The 25922-nt window shown below is 40.6% G+C and carries 26 protein-coding genes; 7 read left to right on the top strand and 19 right to left on the bottom strand.

The features are described from left to right. Window positions 1–9: 9 nt before the first annotated feature. The 3 genes from AC1DIV_RS15505 to AC1DIV_RS15495 all read right to left on the bottom strand — a co-directional run bounded on the left by AC1DIV_RS15505 (window position 10) and on the right by AC1DIV_RS15495 (window position 2472). Entirely contained in the window at window positions 10–1155 is a 1146-nt protein-coding gene (locus tag AC1DIV_RS15505; RefSeq protein WP_477576829.1) for an acyl-CoA dehydrogenase family protein, read from the bottom strand. Window positions 1156–1235: 80 nt separating this feature from the next. Then, window positions 1236–2003, bottom strand: a complete 768-nt coding sequence (locus AC1DIV_RS15500) for a 3-hydroxyacyl-CoA dehydrogenase (protein WP_477576827.1) — start codon at window positions 2001–2003, stop codon at window positions 1236–1238. A 73-nt stretch (window positions 2004–2076) separates the two neighbouring features. Beyond that, the gene (locus AC1DIV_RS15495) at window positions 2077–2472 is read right to left on the bottom strand and encodes a MerR family transcriptional regulator (RefSeq protein ID WP_251541334.1); all 396 of its coding nucleotides are present in this window, start codon (window positions 2470–2472) and stop codon (window positions 2077–2079) included. Window positions 2473–2637: 165 nt separating this feature from the next. Here AC1DIV_RS15495 and AC1DIV_RS15490 point away from each other — a divergent pair, with 165 nt between their 5' ends. The 3 genes from AC1DIV_RS15490 (at window position 2638) to AC1DIV_RS15480 (ending at window position 4638) form a co-directional block, all read left to right on the top strand. After that, a complete protein-coding gene (locus AC1DIV_RS15490) occupies window positions 2638–3063 on the top strand; it encodes a universal stress protein (protein WP_048685474.1) in 426 nt (141 codons plus the stop codon). A 159-nt stretch (window positions 3064–3222) separates the two neighbouring features. Continuing rightward, complete coding sequence (cidR, locus tag AC1DIV_RS15485) at window positions 3223–4104, top strand: cidABC operon transcriptional activator CidR (RefSeq protein WP_340874407.1); 882 nt, start codon at window positions 3223–3225, stop codon at window positions 4102–4104. Between the two features lie 162 nt (window positions 4105–4266). Beyond that, a complete protein-coding gene (locus AC1DIV_RS15480) occupies window positions 4267–4638 on the top strand; it encodes a hypothetical protein (RefSeq protein WP_048685483.1) in 372 nt (123 codons plus the stop codon). Between the two features lie 63 nt (window positions 4639–4701). On the opposite strand, the gene AC1DIV_RS15475 is transcribed toward AC1DIV_RS15480, so the two are convergent. From AC1DIV_RS15475 to AC1DIV_RS15455, 5 genes are all read right to left on the bottom strand, one after another. After that, window positions 4702–5424 (bottom strand): amino acid ABC transporter ATP-binding protein, encoded by a 723-nt coding sequence (locus tag AC1DIV_RS15475; RefSeq protein ID WP_076371113.1) that lies wholly within the window; start codon window positions 5422–5424, stop codon window positions 4702–4704. Then, a complete protein-coding gene (locus tag AC1DIV_RS15470; RefSeq protein ID WP_251541342.1) occupies window positions 5421–6077 on the bottom strand; it encodes an amino acid ABC transporter permease in 657 nt (218 codons plus the stop codon). Before AC1DIV_RS15470 ends, AC1DIV_RS15475 begins: the two co-directional genes overlap by 4 nt. Window positions 6078–6155: 78 nt before the next feature. Beyond that, window positions 6156–6977 carry a basic amino acid ABC transporter substrate-binding protein gene (locus tag AC1DIV_RS15465; protein WP_034305421.1) on the bottom strand — a complete coding sequence of 274 codons (822 nt, stop codon included), beginning with the start codon at window positions 6975–6977 and terminating at the stop codon, window positions 6156–6158. Window positions 6978–7314: 337 nt separating this feature from the next. Then, window positions 7315–8334, bottom strand: coding sequence for an AI-2E family transporter (locus tag AC1DIV_RS15460; RefSeq protein WP_048685492.1), 1020 nt, complete (start codon window positions 8332–8334; stop codon window positions 7315–7317). Between the two features lie 724 nt (window positions 8335–9058). Beyond that, window positions 9059–9289, bottom strand: a complete 231-nt coding sequence (locus AC1DIV_RS15455; protein ID WP_323598776.1) for an excisionase family DNA-binding protein — start codon at window positions 9287–9289, stop codon at window positions 9059–9061. A gap of 251 nt (window positions 9290–9540) precedes the next feature. Here AC1DIV_RS15455 and AC1DIV_RS15450 point away from each other — a divergent pair, with 251 nt between their 5' ends. Together AC1DIV_RS15450 and AC1DIV_RS15445 are read left to right on the top strand one after the other, a co-directional pair. Next, window positions 9541–10467, top strand: a complete 927-nt coding sequence (locus tag AC1DIV_RS15450; protein WP_477576826.1) for a glycine-rich domain-containing protein — start codon at window positions 9541–9543, stop codon at window positions 10465–10467. Window positions 10468–10572: 105 nt separating this feature from the next. After that, window positions 10573–10821, top strand: coding sequence for a hypothetical protein (locus AC1DIV_RS15445; protein WP_477576825.1), 249 nt, complete (start codon window positions 10573–10575; stop codon window positions 10819–10821). Between the two features lie 113 nt (window positions 10822–10934). On the opposite strand, the gene AC1DIV_RS15440 is transcribed toward AC1DIV_RS15445, so the two are convergent. The 6 genes from AC1DIV_RS15440 to AC1DIV_RS15415 all read right to left on the bottom strand — a co-directional run bounded on the left by AC1DIV_RS15440 (window position 10935) and on the right by AC1DIV_RS15415 (window position 20189). Further along, window positions 10935–15614: a hypothetical protein gene (locus AC1DIV_RS15440; protein WP_477576824.1), complete on the bottom strand. Its 4680-nt coding sequence runs from the start codon at window positions 15612–15614 to the stop codon at window positions 10935–10937. A gap of 165 nt (window positions 15615–15779) precedes the next feature. After that, the gene (locus tag AC1DIV_RS15435) at window positions 15780–16976 is read right to left on the bottom strand and encodes an MFS transporter (protein WP_048687223.1); all 1197 of its coding nucleotides are present in this window, start codon (window positions 16974–16976) and stop codon (window positions 15780–15782) included. Between the two features lie 371 nt (window positions 16977–17347). Next, the gene (locus AC1DIV_RS15430; protein ID WP_477576823.1) at window positions 17348–18310 is read right to left on the bottom strand and encodes a sensor domain-containing diguanylate cyclase; all 963 of its coding nucleotides are present in this window, start codon (window positions 18308–18310) and stop codon (window positions 17348–17350) included. A gap of 220 nt (window positions 18311–18530) precedes the next feature. After that, window positions 18531–19325 carry a DUF4097 family beta strand repeat-containing protein gene (locus AC1DIV_RS15425; protein WP_477576822.1) on the bottom strand — a complete coding sequence of 265 codons (795 nt, stop codon included), beginning with the start codon at window positions 19323–19325 and terminating at the stop codon, window positions 18531–18533. After that, window positions 19318–19872 (bottom strand): DUF1700 domain-containing protein, encoded by a 555-nt coding sequence (locus tag AC1DIV_RS15420; protein ID WP_477576821.1) that lies wholly within the window; start codon window positions 19870–19872, stop codon window positions 19318–19320. The genes AC1DIV_RS15425 and AC1DIV_RS15420 overlap by 8 nt, the downstream gene beginning before the upstream one ends. Further along, window positions 19869–20189 (bottom strand): PadR family transcriptional regulator, encoded by a 321-nt coding sequence (locus AC1DIV_RS15415; protein ID WP_034305446.1) that lies wholly within the window; start codon window positions 20187–20189, stop codon window positions 19869–19871. The genes AC1DIV_RS15420 and AC1DIV_RS15415 overlap by 4 nt, the downstream gene beginning before the upstream one ends. Before the next feature lie 227 nt (window positions 20190–20416). Between AC1DIV_RS15415 and AC1DIV_RS15410 the strand changes: the two genes are divergently transcribed. Both AC1DIV_RS15410 and AC1DIV_RS15405 read left to right on the top strand, forming a co-directional pair. Next, window positions 20417–21475 (top strand): DUF2157 domain-containing protein, encoded by a 1059-nt coding sequence (locus tag AC1DIV_RS15410; RefSeq protein WP_477576820.1) that lies wholly within the window; start codon window positions 20417–20419, stop codon window positions 21473–21475. After that, window positions 21468–22004 (top strand): GDYXXLXY domain-containing protein, encoded by a 537-nt coding sequence (locus AC1DIV_RS15405; RefSeq protein WP_202316025.1) that lies wholly within the window; start codon window positions 21468–21470, stop codon window positions 22002–22004. The genes AC1DIV_RS15410 and AC1DIV_RS15405 overlap by 8 nt, the downstream gene beginning before the upstream one ends. An 89-nt stretch (window positions 22005–22093) precedes the next feature. On the opposite strand, the gene AC1DIV_RS15400 is transcribed toward AC1DIV_RS15405, so the two are convergent. The 5 genes from AC1DIV_RS15400 to AC1DIV_RS15380 all read right to left on the bottom strand — a co-directional run bounded on the left by AC1DIV_RS15400 (window position 22094) and on the right by AC1DIV_RS15380 (window position 25915). Next, window positions 22094–22573, bottom strand: coding sequence for a C40 family peptidase (locus tag AC1DIV_RS15400; protein ID WP_477576819.1), 480 nt, complete (start codon window positions 22571–22573; stop codon window positions 22094–22096). Between the two features lie 186 nt (window positions 22574–22759). After that, entirely contained in the window at window positions 22760–23032 is a 273-nt protein-coding gene (locus AC1DIV_RS15395; RefSeq protein ID WP_053533767.1) for a phage holin, read from the bottom strand. A gap of 374 nt (window positions 23033–23406) precedes the next feature. Continuing rightward, window positions 23407–24600 (bottom strand): LL-diaminopimelate aminotransferase, encoded by a 1194-nt coding sequence (locus tag AC1DIV_RS15390; RefSeq protein WP_477576818.1) that lies wholly within the window; start codon window positions 24598–24600, stop codon window positions 23407–23409. Between the two features lie 63 nt (window positions 24601–24663). Continuing rightward, window positions 24664–25554, bottom strand: coding sequence for a TIGR01777 family oxidoreductase (locus tag AC1DIV_RS15385; RefSeq protein WP_323598787.1), 891 nt, complete (start codon window positions 25552–25554; stop codon window positions 24664–24666). A gap of 187 nt (window positions 25555–25741) precedes the next feature. After that, entirely contained in the window at window positions 25742–25915 is a 174-nt protein-coding gene (locus AC1DIV_RS15380) for a hypothetical protein (RefSeq protein WP_477576816.1), read from the bottom strand. Window positions 25916–25922: the final 7 nt, after the last annotated feature.

Raw genomic sequence — 25922 nt, 5'->3', positions numbered from 1 at the left:
TGATCTTTATTATAGGCCCAGATTCTTAGCGATGATTTTCTTCATGATTTCATTTGTGCCGGCATAGATGCTTGCTACCGGAACATCCCGATACCTTCTGGCAATTTTGTATTCCTCCATATATCCATAGCCGCCATGGAGCTGCATGCATTCAATGGATATTTTTCTGGCAGTCTCCGTCAAACGCCATTTCGCCATCGAAACTTCCGTTACAACCTGTTCACCAGCCATATGTTTGGTGATCAATTGATCTAGGAAGGCACGCCCCATTTTAATCTCCGTGGCCATTTCCGCTATTTTGAATTGAGTATTTTGAAACTGACTTACAGATTTTCCGAACGCTTCCCTGCCCTTCACATACTCAATCGTATCGGCCAGCATATCCTCAGACGCGGTTTGAGCACAAATTGCCACCACAAGACGTTCCTGCTGCAGTTTTTCCATTAAATAAATAAACCCCTTGCCTTCTTCACCAAGCAGGTTTTCCTTTGGCACACGGCAATCCTCGAAGATGAGTTCTGCTGTATCCTGACTGTGCAAGCCAAGTTTCTTCAGTTTTCTCCCCCTGGAAAACCCGGGTGTATCCCTTTCGACCACGACTAAGCTAACGCCTTTATGTTTCGGAACGGCGCTGGGATCCGTTTTACAGGCAACAATGATCAAATCCGAATGAATGCCATTTGTGATGAATGTCTTTTGACCATTTAATATGTAATGATCTCCATCCAAAATGACAGTCGTTTTAATATTGGCCAAATCCGAACCTGTACCAGGCTCTGTCATGGCAATGGCTGTAATGATTTCCCCTGTAGTGCATTTAGGAAGCCAGCGCTGTTTCTGCGACTCATTTCCGTAGGCGGAAATATACGGTACGGTGATGTCACTGTGAAGTCCGAAACCAATGAACCCAGAACCAACTCTTTCCAATTCTTCATTAATTATAACGGCAAAGCCCCAATCTACCCCGGAACCCCCATAATCTTCTTCAAGGTCCGGACATAAAAAACCCTGTTCCCCCATTTTCACCCAAAAAGACCGGGGAATGATCCTCTCTTCTTCCCATCGTTCATAGTGGGGAACTGCTTCTTTCTCTAAAAACTTTCGGAAGGACATACGGAAAATTTCATGTTCTTCACTTAGGTATGGATGCTTCATCTGTTTTATCTCCTCTCCATTCCTTTGTCGGAGGCTCTTTTTCTAGATTTACAATGGTTTGCCTTGAAGGGATTGACAACTTACCTTGGTGACATTCTAATGGCCCCATCCAGTCTGATGGTTTCCCCATTCAGCATTGGATTCGTTATGATGCTTTCCGTTAGTTTAGCGTACTCTTCTGGATACCCGAGCCTTGATGGGAATGGCACGGTTTTCCCTAATGACGTCCTGGCATCTTCAGGTAATGAATCGAACATCGGTGTATGGAATAGACCCGGTGCAATCGATACGACACGTATCCCTTTGATGGCAAGCTCCCTCGCGATTGGCAGAGTCATACCGACAATCCCTCCCTTTGAGGCACTATATGCGGCTTGTCCGATTTGTCCTTCAAAGGCAGCGACCGAAGCCGTATTGATGATGACTCCACGCTCCCCCTCTTGATTCGGTTCATTTTCGACCATTTTTTCCGCCGCAAGCCGGATTACGTTAAATGTACCGACCAAATTGATTTGCACGACTTTTGAGAACGCTTTCAATTCATGTATGCCTTTCCTGCCTATGACCTTCTCTGCAATGGCAATGCCTGCACAGTTGATGACAGTATTGATGCTACCGAATTTTTTTATTCCTTCATCCAATGCTACCGATACGCTATCTTCACTAGTTACATCCGTTTTAATAAACAGGATCGAATCTCCCAACTCCTGAGCCATTTTCGCGCCATTTTCCTCCGAGAGGTCAAATATGACCGCTTTTCCACCTTTTTTAATGATGTTTCTTACTGTCGCCGCTCCCAGACCTGAAGCACCGCCTGTCACAACTGCAATGGTTTCTTGAATTTCCAAATTCTCACCCCATCTGTTTCTAGAATATATATTCATCTTTCACTATCATCAAAACCTATTTTCAAGATTAATTTCACCGCTTGCCTGTTTTATCGTTCATTTTCAACTCATGAAGGGTTTCGGTAAAGCCTTTGATTACCTGTTCAAAATCCTGCTTCAGCCCATTCAGCTCTTTAATTCGTTCATTAAGTTCGTTTAACTTCTGTCCTGCAGTTTCAATCGTTTTTTCCAATTGCTTAATGCCTGTCCTATCCTTATCGAATAAAAGGACTATATCCTTTATTTCCACTAACGAAAAACCATACTTCTTACCGCGCATTATGATTTTGAGCTGTGCATATTCTTTCTTTCCATAAACTCTTTTTCCCGTTTCGGTACGCATTGGCCTAAGCATACCCAGTTCCTCATAATAACGGAGGGTCCTTGTCGTCAATCCGAATTCTTTTGCTAACTCAGAAATGGTGTACATGTTAAAACCACACTTTGCAAAGGGATTATTTACCTTTATTTTAACATTAACGTTAACGTAAACTTCAATGAAATATTCACAAAATTTATAATATATGAAACTGCATGAAAGATTTATATTGATATACTATGGATATATTCTTTTATAGAAGGGAATGATCGATCAATGCTATGTTCAAAAATATTAGTTGCTTATGATGAATCTGAATTGGCACTTAAGTCTTTAGAAAAAGCGATTGAATTAGCGAAGCTGGATCCCGCTATCGAAATCCAGGTGCTTCACGCTGTTACACTGCCAATCAAGCCAAATATATATGGCAATGCTTTTCAGGAAATTGAAGAATCCATGCTTAAGTATGGCAAGGAAGTGATTAAAAAAGCGGAAGCGCTTTTATCCGAAATCCCGAATGCATCCCAAACATTTGTCGTAGAAGGTTCAGCCATCACGACTTTATTGGAACATGCAAAATCCGAGAATTGTGACCTTATTATCATGGGCAGCCGCGGATTGAGCGGCTTCAAGGAATTCCTGGGCAGCGTGAGCCACTATATCGTTCAACATTCTCCAGTTCCTGTCTTGTTGGTCAAATAAAATTCACGGCAGATATGGCCAGCCCCTTCATAAGCTGGGTTCCCCTTTGGAATCCAGCTTATTTATGCGTTCATGAACTCCAAACTTATCATGTTTTACAAACACTTCCGTTTACGGGTAAAATGAAACTAATTTCAAACGAGGATAACAGGTGACGCAATGGATATTAAACATTTGCAATACTTTATAGAGGTTGCCAATTTCAATAGCTTCACTCGGGCTGCCGATCATTTATTCATTACCCAGCCGACCATCAGCAAGATGATCAAAAACCTGGAAACCGAGCTAGGTGTTGAGCTTTTTGATCGTTCACGTAAGCAACTGATCTTGACCGATGCAGGGAGGGTTGTCTTAGAGCAGGCAAAATTGATCGATAAGGCCTTTCACAATTTAGAAACGGAAATGGACAATTTATTAGGTTTAAAAAAGGGACATATACGCATCGGGCTGCCGCCGATCATCGACGCTTCTTTCTTCCCCCGAATTCTTAGCCGTTTTCACCAGGACTATCCCAATATCACCTTTCAATTAGTAGAGGATGGTTCAAAGAAAATAGAAGAATCCGTCCAAAATGATTTAATCGATATAGGCGTAATAGTCCTGCCAACCAACAACGCGCTTTTTCACCATTTTGCTTTTTTGGAAGAAGACATCAACTTGATTGTTCATCCCTCCCATCCCCATGCTTGTGGGGATGAAATTGATTTGGCCGACTTGGAAAATGAATCTTTCATCTTATTCAATAAAGATTACGTCCTTCGAGACCTCATCATTTCATCCTGTAATGAAGCTGGTTTTTCTCCACATATCGTTACTGAAAGCTCACGCTGGGATTTTATTGAGGAAATGGTTTACTGTAAACTTGGCGTTGCTCTATTACCGGAAAGCTTATGCCGTCATGATGAACGCATAAAGACAATCAAGGTTAGAAACCCCTCCATTAGTTGGAATTTAGGATTCATATGGAGTAAGGACCATTACCTTTCATACGCTGCAAAAGAATGGCTGAAATATACTAGGGAAGCATTATCCCATAAGTAGTGGATCATCCAGCATGATTGATGTAAGCACTATCATAGATTTGGGTTATGCACATGATAACATCTAACCATTTTACAATCCGTTACGGCGGGGGTAGACTAGTATTAGTAAAAAGCACGTTGAATGCTGATGGATTCCATATGTTCTAAAAAGGAGATATTCATGATCACTTTATCTAATGTCGATGAGTTACAGGCATCAGAAGCAGCTCTGGAGAAAATTAAATATTCATACCCCGAACTATTTAATAAACTGCTCCATGTCGTTGCCTTAACACGGGCTCTTCAATTTAAATATCAATTTATGGGCACATTAATCATGGATGAAAACCCTAACGAATACACCCCTGAATTCGTTATGCCCTCCATTATCGAATTATATATAGAGGAAGTTCAAAAGTTAAAGGATGATCCGAATATCCAGGTATTACTTCAGACCTTCTCCCAAAGTAAAAATATTGGATATGCCAAAATCAGTATGCTTGTGCTCGGTAAAAGCCCTGAATCGCTTTTAGGCGCTTCATGCATCAAATGAAGCCCCTGATATGCCCCGAAAAAAAAACCTCCCATAATGGAAGGTTTTTTTCTTTACGTGTAATTAAAGCACTTTACTCAAAAAGGCTTTAGTTCTTTCCTGCTGGGGATTATTAAAAATCTCACTAGGAATATTTTCTTCGATAATATAACCTTCGTCCATGAAAATCACGCGATCTCCAACTTCTTTTGCAAACCCCATCTCGTGGGTCACAACTACCATGGTCATGCCTTCCTTAGCCAGTTGCTTCATGACCTCAAGGACTTCACCGACCATTTCCGGATCCAGGGCGGAAGTGGGCTCGTCGAATAGCATGATTTTGGGTTCCATCGCCAACGCCCTTGCAATTGCTACGCGTTGCTTTTGTCCCCCTGATAATGAATCCGGATATGCGTTCGCTTTCTCTGCAAGTCCGACTTTCTTAAGCAGTTCCATCCCTCTTTGGGAAGCCTGTTCTTTGGATATCTTGCGGACCTTTATCGGCGCAAGCATTATATTCTCAAGAACAGTCTTATGTGGAAATAAGTTAAAATGCTGAAATACCATGCCAACTTCCGTCCGGACTTTATTGATATTGACCTTCTTATCTGTCGTATCAAGCCCTTCAATGAAAATATGGCCTCCCGTTATCGTTTCAAGTTGATTGATGCACCTTAGGAAAGTGGATTTTCCCGACCCAGAAGGACCAATCACCACGACTACTTCCCGAGGGGAAACGATTGCATTGATATTTTTCAATACATCATTATCGCCAAATGACTTCTTAAGATTCTCCACCTTTATCATTCTGTTTTCAACCTACTTTCGAGTCTATTTAATACAAAACTTAAGATGAGGGTAAGGAATAGATAGATGAAGGCACACGCCAAGTACGGCTCCCATACTTTAAAGTACTGACTCCCCATCGCTTTCCCCCAATACATCAATTCCGGGGCAGCAATGACACAAAGCAGGGATGAATCCTTCAATAATACGATGAATTCATTTCCTAACGGAGGAATCATTCGTTTGAAAGCTTGAGGCAATACAACATGTATCATTGTTTGGGCATGGGTCATCCCCAATGAACGCGCCCCTTCCATTTGCCCTTTATCGATGGATTGAATGCCCGCCCGGAAAATTTCTGCGATATACGCGGCTGCATTTAACGATAAAGCAATGACACCGGCGGTTACTGCATTCGTTTCCCCGGTAAAAAAGGGCACGATTCCAAAATGGATTAAAAAGATTTGAACTAAAAGCGGTGTTCCGCGAAAAACCGTGACATATCCGTAAAAAGGAAGGGCAAGCACTTTGTTTCTCATGATTTTCCCTAAACCGATCAATAACCCCAAAAAGGTTCCGATCAGGATGGAGGAAACCGAAAGCCCAATAGTAAGCAATGTCCCTTTTAATAAGAAAGGAGCATATTCAAAAATAATATCCCAGCGAAAACTCATTTCGTTCCCCTCCTAAAGACCAAAAAAACTGCGTAACTTCACACGTAAAGTTACGCAATCTTTTACTATCCATTTGTTTTATTGTTGTGCTTTCAACGTTTCAATATCTGGGTCAGTACCAAACCACTCTTTATAAATTTCTGCATATTTCCCATTTTCATAAATGGCATTCACGGCTTTATCGAACTCCGATTTCAATTCACTGCCTTTTGGGAACATAAGACCATAAAACTCCTCATTGAAACTTTTGCTGTCTTCAACGACTTTCAGTTTTTGATCGGGGTTATTTTTCACATATTCTTCAACAACCGTATTATCAGCTACGACAGCCGATGCTCCGCCTTTCAGTAATTCCTGAATGGCCAGGTTATTATTTTCGAATTTTTTGATATCCTTGTGATTCTTTCCAAGGAGTTTCTCTACCGCTTCCTGTCCAGTAGTACCGGTCTGAACGGCAATGACGTTTCCTTTCAATTCATCTCCAGATTTTATATCACTATCCTCAGGAACGAGAATTTTGTTTGTGGATAAGAAATACGGAACCGAGAAGTCATAAGATTGTTTTCTTTCGTCATTCACTGTAATTGCAGATATGGCGACATCCGCTCTCTTACCTTCGATTTCAACAAAAATCGGATCCCAACCGACACTTTCCAATTTAACTTCATATCCCGCTTCTTTTGCAACGGCATTGATGAAATCAACATCGAATCCTACAATCTTATCGCCTTCAAGATATTCAAATGGAGCATAGTTGGCGTCAGTCACGATCCTGAGTGTTTTCCCATTGGACTCTTCTTCTTTACCAGTTGTCGAGACTTCCTTATCCTTCCCGCATCCTGTCATGACTAGTAACAAGGAAGCAACCATGGCAAACACTAAAAAAGAAACCTTTTTCAAAATAATCCCCTCTTCTCTCTCGTAAACTCTCTTTTTTGAAAAAACAGATAAATCTAACTTTAGAGAACTTTCAGTATATTCTTTTAAGAATATTATACGTTTATTTGTTTTTTTATGCAATAAAAAGTCGATAAATAACTTTAGTAAAATAAAATTTTAATCAATTAACTCGGTAAATTAAAAACGCAACTGTGCTCTAATGGGGAAAGAGGCAACTTTCTCCCCTTCACTCGAATTAATGGATATTATATTGAAAACAGATAGTGCCACCGTTCAAAAGATTTAATGGAACAAAAATAAGCAGCGGCCATATTAGCGGCTGCTGCTTAAATGATTATTATGGGACTTCCGTATTCCCCTCTTCAATATCCAACATATCCAACAGGAAGATGAATATCGGTATTCCGATGATCAATCCCCATATCCCAAGGAAATGCTCGGAAAACAATAGGATGATGAAGGTGAAAAATGTTGGAAGATTCGTTTTTGCCGACATGAATTTCGGATTTAAAATATAGCTTTCAATTGCATGGATCACAACAATCATGATTAATACGGCAATCACTTTGGGCATGCCGCCGATGCTATAGGCAATCATGCTAAGCGGGATGAGGGAGATGATGACCCCTGCAACCGGAATCAAACCAAGGAAGAAAATCATGATTCCTAGACCAAGCAACTGCGGGAAGCCAAGAATCCATAAGAAAGTTACGGATAGGACAGCATTCGTAATGGCTATCAAGAACTGGACCTCAATTACCTTTCCGAATGAATTGATGAATTTGACTCCAAAGTGGCTTAAGTTTATAAAGAAAGATTTAAATTTGGCCCGCTTGAATTTAGAAGTGAAACGAATGATTTTATCTTTTTCCAATAAGAAAAATAGACTAAGCAACATGGAAATGAAAATTTGAAATGCCAGTTTACCGAAATCGGATATATAAAGATAGAGTGTATTCATCTGTGTTTGAAGATCGAGCGGCGATCGCAGCTCGTTCATTATATTAATGGCATATTGAATGACCCTGCTATCTGGTGGATGTTGAAAGAAGAAAACGATCTGTGTCACTAATTCCGTGAATTGTAACGTAATGACCGGTAGATATTTATAAAGAACGATGGCTAAACAAGAAATGACGACTGCATATAAAAAGCTTATAACAACCTTGGAGTTGATATGCATTACTTTATTCAGCCGAATCATGATAAATTGCTCCAGCCTTCCCATCAGGAAAGTGAAAACAAATGTGAATAACACGATATTAACCATACTGCCGATGCTTATTAAAAAGAGAACTAACACAATTAATGTAATTAACCTTGAAAAACCTTCGCTTTGCAAATAATCTTTTACCACTTACTTATCTCCTAACTACCATTCTGCCGTGATAATTCCTATTACCTTTCATTTTACACGGAATTGAAGGATTCTACTACAATTACCTTCCATTGACAACAAAATTATTTGAATGATCAGTAAGGCCCCTGATGCAGACGTAGTTAAGACCTTTTTCGGAAATTCGACCATTACTTTGACAGCCATTTCCTGCATGAAAAAAACATCCGCCAAATCGGTAGATGCCAGACCTTGGACAACTCACTGAAAATACGATTTTTTATTGGTTTGTACAATTTGGACGTTGATTTCCGCTCCAGGCACTCGCTTTCAGCGAACGGGTCGCGGAGCCTCCTCGGCTTGCGCCTGCGGTGTCTCCCCTATTTTTCTAAGCAGGAGTCTCGTACCTTTTGCTTCAATCAACTCTGTATAAAATTTAGATAGAACCATACCTATGGAGTTGAAGGTGTTGCTTTGGATCAATAGGTCCGGAACTTCACTTTGATGAAAGATATGTTTTCCGGGCCCCCTTCTATCTACAAGCAAAAGCTGAGGCTATGGCCTCAGCTTTTGTTATGGCTGTACAATTTGGGCGTTGATTTCCGCTCCAGGCACTCGCTTTCCACGGGCGGTCGAAGCCTCCTCAGCTTGAGCCTGTGGTGTCTTACCCTAGACGCGCTTTTCTAAGCAGGAGTCTAGTACCTTCCTCCTTTTTGAAACTCAACATCTGCCAAATGGACAGATGCTAATCTTCATCTTTCACATCGATATCTTCGGGAATGGGTTCGTTAAAATAATCCGCTAAATCCTTCTTATATTTCTCCATCTGTTCAAGATGCATATTAAATTGATCTTTAAAAATCAAATGCTGCTCACCATCATGAACGGTGCGAATTTTATTTTGAACGATTAAACTTTCTATATAAGATTCCGGCATCGATAGATATTCCGCAGTCTCTTTTACTGTCAAGTACATGCCTTCACCCCTTTTCCCCTCTAACTATACTAGATATGAGGCATTATTTGAAGCGCTTGATTTTTAACTGAAAACCCCTTACATGCCAAGGAAAGGACGATACCCGATTCAGGGTATTGTCATGCAACCTCACGAGATTAATCAATTTCCGCCAACGGAACATTTTAGATAAAACAACTTACAATCCCTTCCATTAACATGTAAGATAATGTTAAAGCAATATATCCATAGATTAAGAGGAGTGGACAAAAATGACCTTCTTTTATGTCATTCTTGCGGCAATTTTTGCTGTTTTCCTGGTCAATTTCGTTAAAGGGCTAAGTGAACCGGCTAAAATGGAACGCTATCAAAATGAATTCCGTAAATACCATGGTGAAACTTTAGATCTTCATGCAACGGAAATCGTTTCAGAAGCATTGATAGAAAAGCTTAATAAAGCACTGGATTTCGATTATATGGAAAAGGTCAATACTGAATTCCGCCTGAAGCATCCACGGGACTCACAGTTAAAGGTCAATCAGGCCTGGCGTGAATTGAAACGCTATTTGATTATGGCTGCAGTGTTTGGAAAAGTTGAAATGTTTAATTCAGTCATCGATGAGTTATGGCATATCATGCTGAACTATAGACAGGAATATGATGAGTTTTGCCAGGTTTTCATCGGTAGGACCATTCAGCACCATCCTCATTCAGAACCTGTTTTCAAACCCGATGAGCGCACTCTTTTTGACTTTTACTATGTACAGCTATTTACGGTGGACTCCCATTCCATTCAAAAATGGGGCAAATTTTTCAAACATGATAAAGGGCTAACGCTTCTCCGCGATTTTGAAACGTTGGAGCTGGAGCAGTTAAAAGAGAAATATATGCGGAAACCGACAAGTATACAGGCGGAACGGACCTTTGAAGCTTTCACTTCACAATTTAAAGAAAATCGCCCCATGACAGAATTGAATTGGCGGAGAACGTATGATCAGACTGACTACGCAGCTCCTGCCTATTTCACTTATGCAAGCACCGATGATTTTGACAGCGAATTTAAAGATATATTCGGGAATGAACCAAACACAGTTTCCTCCGGATCCGGCCATGCCGATCATGGTGGCCATACCGGTTCCCATGACAGCAGTTCTGATTCCTCTTCCAGCTGTTCTTCATGCAGTTCTTGTTCGTCTTGAGCTTTTCGCTTGGAGAAATCCAAGCGATTTTGTATACACAAGCATTAGATGAACTGATTAATCGTGCTTAGTTTTTCACTCAATTACAAAGGAGTTACAACTGATATGGGTGATAATGAGTTACGGAAATTCAGGCCAGTTTTTGTCTATGCAAATTTGGAAAGTAAAAAAAAATTAGTGCAAGGTTTAACTGAAGATCGAGTGAAATTGATTCAAGAACTAGAAAAATACAGAAATGTCCTATCACCATTTTTAATTAATGTTTTGCAAACTAATATAGATCAGTGGGAAATAGAAATTCATGATTGGGATGAGGAAATAAAAAAAATAGAAGCAGAGAAAGAGAGCTTTTAAGTACTCTCGGTTCACAGGCAAAAGGGGTTCGGAATTAATAAATTCCGAACCCCTTTTAATTTTCGTCCAAGGTTAAGAGCTTGGGTATCTGACGCATTCCATTTTCTTCTTCATTAATTCCACCGATTGAACCAATTCTTGATCCTTTGTTTATTTTTCTCAAGAACCTCCTTAGAGGTCCTGTTGTCTTTTTGTTTTTTCCATTCAAAGAAAGATGCAATTCCGATAAGCAGCCCCCCGCCGATGATTAAATACAGCCACCACGGCATCTCGCTCCACATCGAATTGGTATTCATATAGACATTGAATAAAATCGTCCCAGTTCCAGCGATGAAATAGGATTTGTATTTCATCATGAATCCAAAGAGCATTGCTGCCAATGACACGGTTCCGATAATGAGGGCATCATATAAGGTGTTTCCTGCCATTGCATCAATGATCAGGGCTAAAAACAAAAGGAAAACAATACCGCTTTCGATATATTGTGTGATTTTGCCTTTAACTAAGATTTTCCTCAGCAGAGTGGTGCTGACAATGAACAGCGGCAGAATATTCACCTCCTCCTCAAGTACAGGAGGGATCGTGAGCTGATCGACAATGACCCAATACGGATATAGGCTGAACAAAATCGCTGCTGCCAACTGGGATTTTCTTTCCAACATCCCTGTCGTCGTGCTTCTCATCAAAATGAAATAGGCCGGAATCAGAAGTGCCGCGATGATTTCCAAAATGAAATGTGCCGGTCCCCCCGTCAAAACATCCATGTTCATGGCAATAAGAAACAACAGACCATAGACTCTGTAAAAATCCAATTGAAGTCCTGCCCCGCCTTTATCAAGCAAGCCTTTAAAGTATTTCTTGCTTAGCAAGACCATTATGGCCGTACACCCAAAAAGGACTGCCGTTCCAACGAAAGGCTGTAATGTGTCCGCGTACATGATGATGATCCAATACGGATACAAACTGAGAATTCCCGTCAGCCAAACGTAGATGCCCTTTTCTTTTATATCCTTTGTGAAACTTCCAATCAAGATGAAGTAAACCGTGATTAAGAGCGATACAAAAACTTCGAGTAACTGGGTCAATGTTTCAGTTGCTGGAAATCCCCGATTCATGGCCAGTAAAAACAGCAGGCCATATATCCTGTATGCATCGATGGTCATACCTGTTTCTTCCTTTTTGATTAAACCATCGAAATAACGGCGGCTTAAAAGCAGCATCCCTGACATACAGCCAAAAAGGAATAGCAATCCCATTACAACAGATAAGCTGTCGGCATAGCCGACTATGATTAAGAAGGGATACAGACTGACTAGTGCAGCAATATTGGAATAGATTTTCCTTTCTAGCTTTTCCGCTGTCAAGCTTCTCAGGAAAATGAAATAAGCGGTTAACAGCAGCGATACAAAGACTTGAAGTAACTGATGTTTAGTATCGTTAAAAACCTCCGCATTCATATCGATCAAAAAGAATAAACCATAAATCCTGTAAGGATCAAAGCTGATGATGCCTGATCCGTTTTTCTTGAGTGAACCGCTGGAATACAGCCTGCTCAGTAACAACATTCCTGCCATACAGCCAAAAAGAACAGCCAAACTCGTGACGATTGGGAGTGTATGGGCATAATCTATGATATTGATGAAGGGGAAAAGGCCGATGATTGCCGCTATTCCCGAGTAAATGCTTTTTTCTTTCTTATAGATTGTGAATCTTCCCATCAGGATGAAGTAGCTAGGCAACAGCAGGGAAACAAAAATCCCCAAAATCGCAGAAGCTGTATCGCTCATAAACACTTCCAGATTCAGAGTACACAGATATAACAAGCCAAAAATCCGATAATGATCAATGACTCTCTTCGTTCCCTCTTGGTTGAGCAATCCTTTGAAAAGGCGTCTGCTAGCCATCATCATCACAACCATACATACAAACAATACGATAATCGCCATAACCAGAGGCAATGTATTTACATACATATTATAGAAGATGAACGCCAGGCCTAGAGGAACGGCAACATAGTTCCGCCAATTCCTTTGCATGAGCAGATACCAGGCAAACAAGAGCTGTACAGTCATCACTCCTACCCAGACTACCTCGCGGTTAAGTGGAAAGTCCCGGATCGCCGTTTCCAAAATGGATATGCTTATCCCTAAATGAATGAATGGAATAAGGTAATACTCCATGATGCCTTTCCAATTCTTATTGGATAACCCCCACAGAATGGTTATGAGTCCTGCTGTAATCATCATGCATATTGATGTAATGAATACTATTTGCTCCATGTTTACCACAAATAAATGGACCTGTAGGAAAAGGACTGAAAACCCTAGGTACGTAAAAACGTATTTTTCCCATTTAACATGCGCCCTTAAAGCACTCAAAATATAAATCGACAGTTGTGCAACATATAGTAACGGTGAGCTATCCGTAAAAATAATGAGCAAATATCCAACAGGAATCGCCAGTAAATTGGCAAGGTGACTTGCGTAAAAGAAATACAGTTTCCCACTTTTCGAATATTTCCCAAGCCATTCTCCTAATAGGAAAAAGATAATGGGGCCGAGCAACACGAACGCAATCCTCAGTACCATTGATGCAAAATCAAAAACATCGTAGAGTGAAGCATATAAGCTGGCACTTGTAATCACGACAGGCACCCAGAATATTTGCTTCCGATGGATATGGACGGACCAGCCGTTTATTGCAGTAGCTACGGCAATCACTCCGCTTGCCTCCAAAGGATTTTGTGAATCGAATGGAATCGATATCAAGGAAAGGAAAGAAAGAATCTGCCCGCTATATGCAAAAACTGGAAAGGGTTTATAGTATCCCTTTTTAAATGTGTAAGCCGCACCGATGGAAGCCAGTGAAACACCCATTAAATAGACGCTGAGCGGGAAATTTGAACGAACCCATTCTAAACTCTCCGTCAAATATGGATAGAAAGCAACTAAAGCTAGTACGAAAGTGATTGGAAATCCGTATAAGGCATTTTCCTTCATATGCTTTGTTTCGTCTTTTATATAGGTGATGAAGAAAAGCCCAGAGATCATGGCGAGAGCCGCACTAACTGCAAGCCAATCCATTTCGCTGAATTGAATGGTCAGAATCACTAACATGATCATTGGGGAGATAAGTAAGGTACTCTTCCTAAACAGGATGTACCTTGGGTGACGATTATATAAATATACTCCAAGATATTGAACGACCTGAATAACAAATAACAGATTTAAAATGGTAGAAAAAGAGATTGGCAAGGCAAAGAAAAGGTATAATAACGCTAAGTCGAAAATAACAACAGCCGGGTACGTGAGGCTTGAGTTTCTCGATTGAAGGGAAACATAGGCAAGCTGGGCGGATAATAACATGAGCGCGACGAATATTTGCGCATAGTTCTCCTGGTACACCATCGCGTTACTATATAAGAAAACGATTCCGCTCTCAATCAAACTGGTAATCATGAAGTGCTTCGAAAGCTTAGTTCTTTTGGCTTTGGCCAGATATTTCGATAGCATGGTAAAAATGATTGGAACAAGTGCAAATGCAATGATCATGTACTCACTTATAAACGAGTTATAAACCAGGTGGATATAACCATACGTGAAAACGGCGCTAAAAGCCATTTCATAATATTTTTTTTGGAATTTGACCGAAATAATTAAAAACAAAACAGAAAAGACCATCAACGTTAGCGAATACACCAAGTTGCTTGAAAATAATGTCAGGACCACAAAGGTCTCCACGATAATCTTAAACTGGATAAATTGAAAAATGAATGGTTTGAATAACGTTAATGCTTTTTGATTTTTCAATTGCTCAATATTCCCTAATAGCAATAAATTAAGAACGCCAATCGCCAAAAACATCCACTCGATAGTCGGCGTCACAAAGGCCAATCCGAAATAGCAGGTAATGGCAAACGTGAATATTGAAATGAAAATGAATATTTTCGACTTGAAGTAGTCAGCAATCTTACAATAAATGGCTAAGCAGAGTAATCCCCCAAGAAACCCCAGAAGTCCCCGCCCCCCACCATTAAGTGAAAGGTACCCTCCAAAAATCCGATAATATGAAGCTGATAAAATCGTAATCGGAATGAATAAACCCGCTAGCGTCAGGAATGCAAAAGAGGTCTGTTCAATTTTCAGTTTCGAAGCGATGAAGGCCATCCCTGCAAAAATGACGGATACCATTCCAATGAAGAGAACTTTCAGGACCGCATTCAGATCCCCCCATGAAGTGGTTGCTAAAATCAACCCGCCAAACAGAAGCAATATGACCCCAGTGAGCAGGATGACAGAAATATTCCGTTCCCTGATTTGTTCAGGTGTTTTCTTCGGCTTTTCCGGCTTTACCGGTTTTACCGGTTTCTCCCGCTTGATGGCCTGCTTTTGAATAACCGGTTTCCTATCATTGATCTCCTTGACAGGTTCAAGGCTCTCCTCGAAACCAGATTCAATAGGCGCATACCCGGCCTTCTCATCTTTCATTATTGATTCATTCAATCCACTGGATTCCCGTAATTGGAATGAAGATTCTTCGATCAGGCTATCCTGAATCCTCTTATCGGCACTTTCACCGATTATCGTTTCAGTTCCATGGGTGGATTTCTTCTTTTCTTGCTCTAAGCGCTTTTGTTTATGGAGGGCTAATTGGAAATGCCGATTGTAAGCCCTGCTAATCCGGATATATTCTGATTTAGGGATGAGCCGCCTTTCCCATAAAACATCCAGCTCTTCTTGGAAAATACGCTTCCTTCCTTCTAATGTCATTTCTTCGTTTGAAGAGTCATTCATTCCAAGCTTCCCCTTCCTTCAAATAGACCTTCTATCATCTTATGTATAATCTCTTTTCGATAATAACAAAGTTTTTCCATTTTTAAAATATTTAGGATAGTGCACCAAGGGTGTTCCTACTGACTCAAAAAAAAGAATGACTTCCATTGAAGCCATTCAACATCCTTATATTGATTTTCCTTTATCCTCGCTCCTGATGATGAATAAATAAACGATCATCGAAATGAAAATCGAGGCGGCTGCCGTGATATAGATGCTCCTATATCCGAAGAGGAAGCCAATCTGCCCGAACACGATGGCACCTATGCCCACTCCAAGATCGAAAAATGAAAAGTATGTGGCATTCGCCATCGCCTTCCGATTGGGTGCCGTCTTTTCAATCGACCATGCCTGCAGCGCCGGCTGAACAGAACCGAATCCAAATCCATAAAGCACTGCCGCAATGTAAAGTACCGCTTCACTCGGCATCCATGCAAGCAGCAGCATTCCAGCCATTATGAGTACCGTTGAAGGCACGAATACGGCTCGATGTCCCCTTCTGTCATATAGTCGACCCGCGAATAACCTCGTGACCATAAGGGCCATTGCATATACTAAAAAGTACCACTGAATTCCATCTACACCTTTTTCCGCTGTATACAGGGGAAGGAAGGTTGCAATTCCACCAAATGTAACGGAGATGAAGAAAATGAGCAAAGATGGCTGAAGGGCACTTTTTTCATAAATATCAAACCTTTTGGCTCTGACAGCCGCCGAAGGATCACTTTCCACTTTTTGATACCGAATAAGTGATGCTGCAATGATGGCAAGCAATCCTAATAAAGAGCAGATCAAAAACAACTCTTGAAACGGAAGGACCGTAACTAGGAAAAGACCCAATGATGGCCCGAATGCCAGTGCTAAGTTACCCGATAATCCGTAATACCCCATCCCCTCACCACGCCGTTTCGCAGGGATTATATCGGAAGCAATCGTTCCTGAAGCCGTTGAAGAAAATCCCCAGCCGACGCCCTGTACAATCCGCATCATGAATAACAAGCCGATGCTCCCCATGAAACCGAAGGAACCCACTGACAAAGCAAAAATGGCTAACCCGGCAAGAAAAACGATGCGCCTTCCTTTCGTCTCCAATAATCTTCCGGCAATTGGCCGGACAAGCAAGGCCGAAAAAGTGAAGATTCCAAGGACAGCCCCCACAAGACGGTCATCACCGCCAAGCTGTTCTACAAACAACGGGAGGGTCGGCATCGTCATTTGAAAACCCATGAAGATGCACATATTTGCCAAACAGATCATGATGAAATCACGTGTCCAGATTTTATCAGTCCCTCTTACCCGTTCATCCACTAAGGTTTCCCTCATATCCCTTCACCTTCTAATTATAATAGTCATTGCCAGTTTACTAAAATTGCTTAAAATAAGCGAATGATTTATTTCGTGTACCTAAATATATATATATAAATAAAAGCCCAATATGACACCGGGCTCCCCCTTTAACATTCATGATCATTTCCGTCCACTTACCTTCCATATGCAAACCAATAATTTAGGTTCTCCATGCTGTAATGCATTAAACCATTGCCTCTATTCATCCGTAACGGCTCTTAGCTGAAACGCATCCCGCCAGCATAATGGATTTTCCTTACATTCAAATTTTCATAAAACATCCCCTGAAACAACCATTCTGCAAGTGAAGAATGGTTCTACACCCTATCTTATTGTTTCCATATCTTTCATCTGCCCGGCCGAACGAGTTTCTGTTCTTTTCTTCGCCGTTTATCTTGAAACATTTTTTGATCCGCTTCCATGAATAAGCTATCCATATTCCCTTTGGAATGCGAACGGTAAGCATGCCCGAATGACATACTGATGTGAGGGCCTTTTTTTAGGGAGTTTTGCAAAAGGATTTCTTCCATTAATAATTCACAAAGAGATTCTACCTCTCGCTTGCTTCTGTCAATCAGAAGAACGGCAAACTCATCGCCTCCCACTCTCGCTACAACAGCGATTTCCGAAAAAATCCGTTTTAATAGATTTGCCGATGCTTTAATCAATTCATCTCCTTTCTTATGTCCATACGTATCATTCATAAATTTCAGTTCATCTAAATCACACAATATCATGGCAACCGGAGTGTCAAAATCCAGATTGGATTTTGCAGCTATATTATCGAAAAACTGTCGATTATGAATGTTCGTTAAAGGGTCATGGGACATTTGATACTCAATATCCTGTATGAATTTCACTCTTTCATCGATATTGCGAATGATTCCTTGAACGGCTACCAATTGCTCTTCTTCATAAATGGGTGTAGCATATTCCTCGAACCACAAAAAATCACCCTCGATAGTTCTCCAGCGTTGAATGACCGGCTTAGTATAATCTATCCCACCATATATCTTTTCATTTAGGAGTTCAAAATCATCAGGATGAATCCTTTCGAAAGGGGAGGAAGGGTCATTGTATGCTTCTTCCAAGACGCCTTGACCTAAAAGTGTATTGATGGATGGACTTAGATACCTGAACTTGGAACTTGGATTCGATTCGTAGCAGTAGATAATATCCTTAGAACTTTCCACTATATTAAACACTTTTTTTTGCACTTCGAAGCCTTTTTTAAGATAATCCTTTTCCCTTTTCTTGCGAGTGAAGATCGTCCGTTTAAATATATCCAATGACCATTTATTGAATTTCATTATACAGCCCCCATACTTTTGAAGTCGTTTCCTTAAAACCCTATCCTTAGATTTGAGGGCGGACTTACACTCATTACTTTTAACATAATTATCCTTTCTATATTATAATTCCAAAAACATCTAAAAGGAAAAACTTTAAATGTTTTCCTTATCTCCTTAAGAAAAGGGGACGCATAACTGAAAAAAGCCGATCCCAATTGGATCGGCTTATATACTTCGACTATTTCGTTATCTCGATTTTCCCATTATTCGTTTCCAATTTAACTAGATTTTCACCTTTGCCAATGACAGTATCGCCCTCATACTTACCAAGGATATCCACTCTCCCATTGTCAACATGAACATCGAATGTTGTATTCGTCGGTTCATTCTCCGTTTTGATCATGATTTTACCATTATTACTTTCGAGTTCGATCTCCCTATCCAAGTCTTTCGTGACTAATGTGATTTTACCGTTATTCGATGAACCAACCAGTTTTCCCTCCACATTATTAAGCTCTACTTTTCCATTAGCAGATTTCACTTCAACTTTTTCGGTTATCATATCATTTAATTCTACCCGGCCATTTTGAGATTTCACATTTAGATTTTCACTTTTCAATCCTGTTATTTGCAATCTTCCATTATCGGATTCGGCGACAAAGGATTTATAAGATTCATCAGGCACATACACCTTTAAATGTAAGGATTGAATATGAAAGCCAAAGCTAAACGTACGCCGATCCTTTAATTGTACCGAAAGCTTCTTCCCTTCCACATCTGCAGTGAAATCCAACTTGGAAACATCCATCCCTTTTGAAACCAACTCTATCCTGGTCTCCTTATCCTTCGTTGGCACGATCTCTACAGCTGCATTGTCAGCGTCGATTTGAATGTCCGTCACGATTTCCGAAATCGTTTTTTCCTCTGTAGTCGTTTCCTTATTCGTCATTTGGGAAAACGTAAATAGACTTCCTATTACCCCGATCAATAACAATACAAGTGCAATGATCGATAATTTTTTTACATTAATCATTTTTCAAACCGCCTTTCACAAGGGAAGCGTTAAATTTTAAATAGCGAATGAATCCTTTAGTTAAAGCACTCGTAGCGACAAACATTCCCATGGCAATGAAAATGCCAATCCCGCATAGTCCCAATGCGAAGAAAAGATCGAATAATTGAAAGTTACCTAACAGAAGGTTAAACAGAGCGCCAAGCGGAGCAAGAATGAACGCTATCGCCGAAACCCACCCTGCAATGACAACTCCGATCAAGGCTATAAATGGTCCCAAAACGATTACTAAATTAAAGAACCCTAAACCAATGACTGCCCAAACCGCCCGCATAACATTACTTGCAGAAGTCGTTTGTTCGACCTGACCAAGATGATAGGTTGCCATCAGTTCCTTGGAAATCTGTTTAGGATTCCCAAGGGATTTGGAGATTTCCTGCTCTGACTTCCCTTCTTCCATTCCAATTTCGAAATACTCTTCGTAATCTTGAAGGATATCTTCCCGTTCCTCTAAGGAAAGTCTGGTTAAAGAGGCATTCAATTGTTTTATAAATTGTTCTTTATTCATTGGTTCACACCTTCCTTGATTAATTGATTGACCCCATTGGAAAATTCATTCCATTCCATCAGCAGTTCTTGAAGGTATCTCCGTCCTTTTTCGGTTAATGTATAATACTTGCGCGGAGGCCCTTCTGTTGATTCTTGCAAATATGTCGTAAAATACTCTTCCTTCGTCAATCGTCGTAAAAGTGGATATACCGACCCTTCCGATATTTCAATTTGATCCGAAATTTTCTGTACAAGTTCATATCCATAGCGATCCTGCTTATCCAGTAAAACCAAGACACACAGTTCCAGAACACCTTTCTTAAATTGTACATTCATAGCACCATCACTCCTTCCAATAGTTTTTCAGTACAGTTCAATAAACAGTACCAAACACCGAACAATACATCTTATGTAAATAATTTACCACATGGTACTGTTCATTGCAAGGTACTATATTTTTTTCCTTACACGCATTCCAATAAGGGTAGAAGAAAATTAGCATTATATTCAAAGCAGCAAGAGAATACGATGTATAATAGTAAAATGTGGAAGGAGGAGTTACTTTGGCCAACAAAGCAATAACAAAGAAGCAATTCAATTTTCTTGAACATGAATTTAATTACCTTGAAAAGGAAGGAGTCATCTCCCGGCAAGAGAAAGTGAGGATGTTAAGTTCCTATGATGTAAAAGGCAATTTGAACTTCATCACGATTCTATTATCCATTGGGGCACTTCTTTTAGGTTTAGGCGTATTGACCTTCGTAGCCAGCAACTGGATCTATTTAAGTAAAGCGGTTAAATTCCTGCTTATCATTGCATTCCTAATCGGAGTGAACTTTGCTGGCGTGAAGGTGCAGGCACGCTTTCCCAAAACGTCACGAAGTCTGCATTATGCAGGTATCCTGATCTTTGGTGCAGGGATATTTCTAGTCGAGCAGATGTTTAACATTAGCATCAATTTCAACAATTCCTTTTTATTATGGGCGATTGGAACGGTATTCATTGGATACTATTTGAAGGATGTTTTCATCCTCCTTTTTACATCTTTCCTGCTTTTCATTTATTTGAACGGAAGTATATTCGTTGATGAAACATCTTATCCGCTTGCCATTCTTGTATTTCTACCGGCTTTATACATTCTGTTAAAGAAATTCGATTACCCTAATTATCTGACCTTTTTCATTAACGCTTTAGCCATCAATACAATTGCTTTATTTCTTATGGAATTCGTGCCGAAACTAGGGTTTGAAAATTCGAATACGATTGTCCTTTCCATCTTGTTTGTACTGGGTATCGTGCTTGCCTATATTCCGGTAAGAGCCAAATTACAAAACATCACACATATACAAGGGCATATCTTACATGGTATTAGCGCACTCTTCCTTACCTTTGATTTTTCAATCTGGTTTCCTATAGCTTATTTCGTTTTTCTGCTTTATCTGATTCTAAAAGGCAGTTTGACCAGCATCGTGATAATATGTGCACTGATTTTCAGATATTACATCTACTCCTTTGACTTCCTGCCAAAATCGCTTACATTCATCATCGGTGGAATCATGCTCATCGGTTTTGGCTTCTTCTTTGAAAACCAACGACAAAAAGGAGGGGAACTCAATGAGTAATCCATCATTCCGGCCACTAATCGTATTTTCCATTCCAGTCTTGATTTTGTTAATCTTGGCGTTTCCCCCGGTCTGGACAACAATGACAGGAGATGTAATCAAGATCAAGACAGCCCCGGTCGACCCGACTGATTTGTTTAGGGGAAGCTATGTAGCTTTGAAATACGAAATTGAATCAGTAAAGTCGTCGCAAGTCGATGACTCGATTAAAACCGAGTTCAATACAAGGAATATGGGTGATTATAAAAAGGTATATGTACGCTTAAAACAAAACGCTGATGGACTATACGCTGTTGATTACGTAACGAAAGAAAAGCCCGGCGAAGGCGTGTACCTAAAAGGGGAATTGGAAGTCCCTTATGACCTGCAAAATGCTAAAACCATTCAGATCAGATACGGTCTGGACAATTATTTCGCATCCGAAGAAAAGGCAAAGGAAATGGAGAAGGAAGCATTGGCCAATCCTTCAGTGGCTGTCGTAAAAGTTCGTAATGGCCATGTTGTTTTAACCGATATCATCATTGAATGAATGGCCCCCGGATATGACTAGCAAAAAGAGCATCGATTTTTTCGATGCTCTTTTGTTTTCAGGACTATTATCTTGTGAAATTCAGATTGTTACTTAATGACCCGTTTTGCCCCTATATATTTTTCTTTCCAATATTTATCGCTCATTTTGACCACCTTGACCCCTTTGGTGGTGGTCCCGACAAATGTGTCATTTCCATAATAGATTCCTACAAAAGAGACCTGCCCTTTCTTACCTGTCGCATAGAAGACCAAATCGCCCGCTTTCAAATCTTTTTGCTTCACGGCCTTTCCGGTTTTATACTGGTCCGCACTCGTTCTTGGAATCTTCATTTCTGTGGCGGCATTTTTATATACATATTGGGTAAGACCGCTAGCATCAAACCCTTTAGGGGTCGTCCCCCCATATTTATATTTACTTCCCACCTGCTTCTTTGCCAAAGCGGCAACTTCATCACCATAATTGATAGAGGCTGAAGCATTAGCCGGACTGAATATGAATGCCGTCAATAATGCCCCGACTAAAACTATGGCTGCAAACCATTTTGAAACTGGTAAACGATAACTCATCCTTTTTCCTCCCCAAACTGAAAATGAACCACAATTTTAAATGTATGTTGATTCTCGATTTTTAGACCAAATCATTTTCGGCGATCATCATCCCTGCAAAAAAAATAACCAGATAACGCCGTTGTCTAGCTAATACGGTGTTATCTGGTATACTCTACTTTTCAGTAGCTGAAAGAATAGTGTCCATTACTTAGGTTCCTCGTATTGTCGGGCATTTTCACTGTCACTTAAACCTTTAGTTGTATGATCGACCACACCGCCGATCCCAAAGAATGTAAGCGCTATGAAGTTAATGATGCCTAAAGCGCCGTTCAATGCATCATCAGTGATGGTAAAGCCTATAGGAGTAATGAAATTGTTTATGAACGCGGCAACCATCTGCGCCAATATTAAAAGCCCAGGAAGGAGTACAGTGAATATAAACGTAGGGTTCTTAAGACGCACTTTCCAGTTGATCATTGCTTTTCCCCCTCTCTATCCTATTAAGTCCGCTTCATTGAAGATTGTCGCGGACCTGCTATATTTTATGCGGCTTGTCCTTTTTACGTTCAAAAATTCCATTATCATCTATCACTCTAGTTTCCCATAAACATAAAAAAGCCCATCAGAGGATGGACCTTCAAAGTAGTTTTTAAAAATACTAGAGAGCGCCTCACTTTAACAAGTAAGTACAGCAATTTGCTCCAGTTTTTTGTAGGGTCAGGACATCATTCCATAAGGGTCAACTTTCTCAAATGCCTTAATGATACTTGTGCATTTCACCTTATATAAAAGCAAGAAAATAAAAAAAGAACGTCCGATCCGTGATCGGGCGTTGTTAAAACCTGAATATATTAAATGCTAGATTTTTCACACTCCATTTTTTCCTGCAAAAACACTCTGATCCGTTCAGCAGCTTCTGTCAATCTCTTGGCCGGCTGGACCAAGGCCATCCGGACATACCCTTCCCCCTGCTTCCCAAAAGCATCGCCTGGAACGACCGTTACCCCTGCTTTTTCAATCAATGCATAGGCAAAATCCCGTGATTTCCAGCCAGCAGGAATTTGGGCCCAAATAAACATCGTAGCTGATGTTTTCGGTACATGCCATCCCCCTTCCGCAAGACCTGAAATCAAGGCATCACGTCGGGACTGGTATTCCTTAACCTGTTCGGATAGCAGCGGAAGATTGGAAGTTAGCGCCATTTCGGCAGCTTTTTGAATAGGATAAAAAACCCCATAATCGATGTGTGATTTCAGCGTTCCCAGGATGTTCAGCGCCTCTTGATTTCCCACTGCATACCCAATGCGGCAGCCGGCCATATTAAAAGTTTTGGAAAGTGAGTTAAATTCAATCCCCACTTCCTTGGCACCAGGAATGGACATAAAACTAATTTGCGGATGATCATCAAAAATCAATTCCGAATAAGCAAAATCGTGAACCACCATTATTTCATTCTTTTTCGCAAACGATATAACATCCGAAAAGAAAGTCTCATCAGCAAGGGCCGTGACAGGATTTCCAGGATAACTGATGATCATCATTTTCGTCTTTTTCAGTATTTCATCCGGAATTTCGTTGAGCTGCGGCAGGAATCCATTTTCGGCAGTAAGCGGCATCGGATGAATGATTCCGCCGGCAAGTTCTACACTCGCTTCATAAATTGGATATCCTGGATCTGGCACCAGCACATAATCTCCAGGGTTTATCATCGCCGTTGCCAAGTGTGCAAGGCCATCCTGTGACCCCATCAGTTGGAGGACTTCCCTTTCTGCATCCAGCTCCACTCCATAACGCATCCGATAAAAATAACGGACTGCCTCATGGAATTCAGGCGTACCTTTTAACGTATACCCGTAGGAATTGCGATCCTGCGCATACTTCACAAGTGTATCCACCACAAAATCAGGCGGCGGTAGATCCGGACTTCCAACACTCAAATCGATAACATCCCGCCCCCGTTTCATTGCATCCTGCTTGCGGGCCGCCAACTCTGAAAATATTCCTGTTGTGAATTTTCCGACTTTTTCAGATGGAGTCATATTCATTCTGCGATTCCCCTCCATTAAATGATTTTCTATCTATCATTATAGCAATTTTTCTCGAGTATTTTAAGAATTCATCAGTATCTGTTCGAGAGCCACATCAAGATGATCGAATTTAAATGCATACCCCGCCTTTTCCAATCTCTCAGGTATGACCCACCGGCTTTTTAATATCAATTCCGTTTCGGTCCCCATAAAGAAGGCCCCCATTTCAAGCATGGGTGTTGGACAGGGAAGTCCCATCCTAATATTCATGAGCTTTTTCAAATGGGCCATCAATTCACGATTTGTAACTGGATGCGGCGATGAACAATTGAACACCCCGCTCAGCTCCTGATTCTTTCTCAGAAAAAGGACAATGTTAAATAAATCTTCTATATGTATCCAACTGAATTTCTGATTTCCTGATCCTTGATGGCCTCCCAATCCGAATTTAACCAAATTCCTATATGGGGCCATCACTCCCCCATCTCCCAATACAATGGCGATCCGTAAAGCGATTTGCCTCGTCTTCGGTAATCGGAAATCGAAAAATGTGCGCTCCCACGCTTTTGCGACATCTACGGAAAAACCTGAACCGATTACACCATCCTCCTCCGTCATTGGTTTATCCTCAGCATGCCTGTATATCGTTGCCGTACTTGAGTTTATCCATAGTGAAGGGGGATTTTCACATTGTTCAATCGCCTTACCTAGCACTTCTGTCGTATCGGTTCGTGAATCCAATATTTCTTTCTTATTCTTGGCATTGTAGCGGCAATTGACCGTTTTTCCTGCTAGGTTGATTAACATATCCGAATTATCGATCATTTCCCTTATTCCTTCTTTATCTTCCCAGCCAATATGCGGGGATTGTCTGGAGATGATCCTTACCTCATACCCTATATTTCTGAAATGCTTTTCAAAGAATTGACCGACAAAACCAGTCCCGCCAGCTAAAACTACTTTCTTCAGCATATAACCAACCCACTTTCGTTTATGAGTTAATAGTATGAATAATAACGAGCGTCTCTTATGTGAAGTAATTCACATAGATTATACCATGTTATTACATTAAATGGTAGCAACACCTGCCGCTGTGCAATAATTGGTGAACTTGTCCAAGCAAAAGGGAAAATTACACATAAATTAGTAATGTGGAAATTTATAAAACAAAGGGGATGATTTCAGTGTCAAACAAAAAGCTAAGAAGAGCTGTTAATTCTGGAACTGGTAATTCCGGAACTGGCAATAGCAGCCTTAGGTCTGCCTTGAGAAGAGTCTTACAAAATTTATTAAACAATAATAGAGGTACTTCAACTAAGGAACCTACTTCCATCAAGAAA

The sequence above is a fragment of the Peribacillus sp. 05N428 genome, from assembly GCF_056397085.1.
This window is presented reverse-complemented; position numbering and strand designations above follow the sequence as displayed.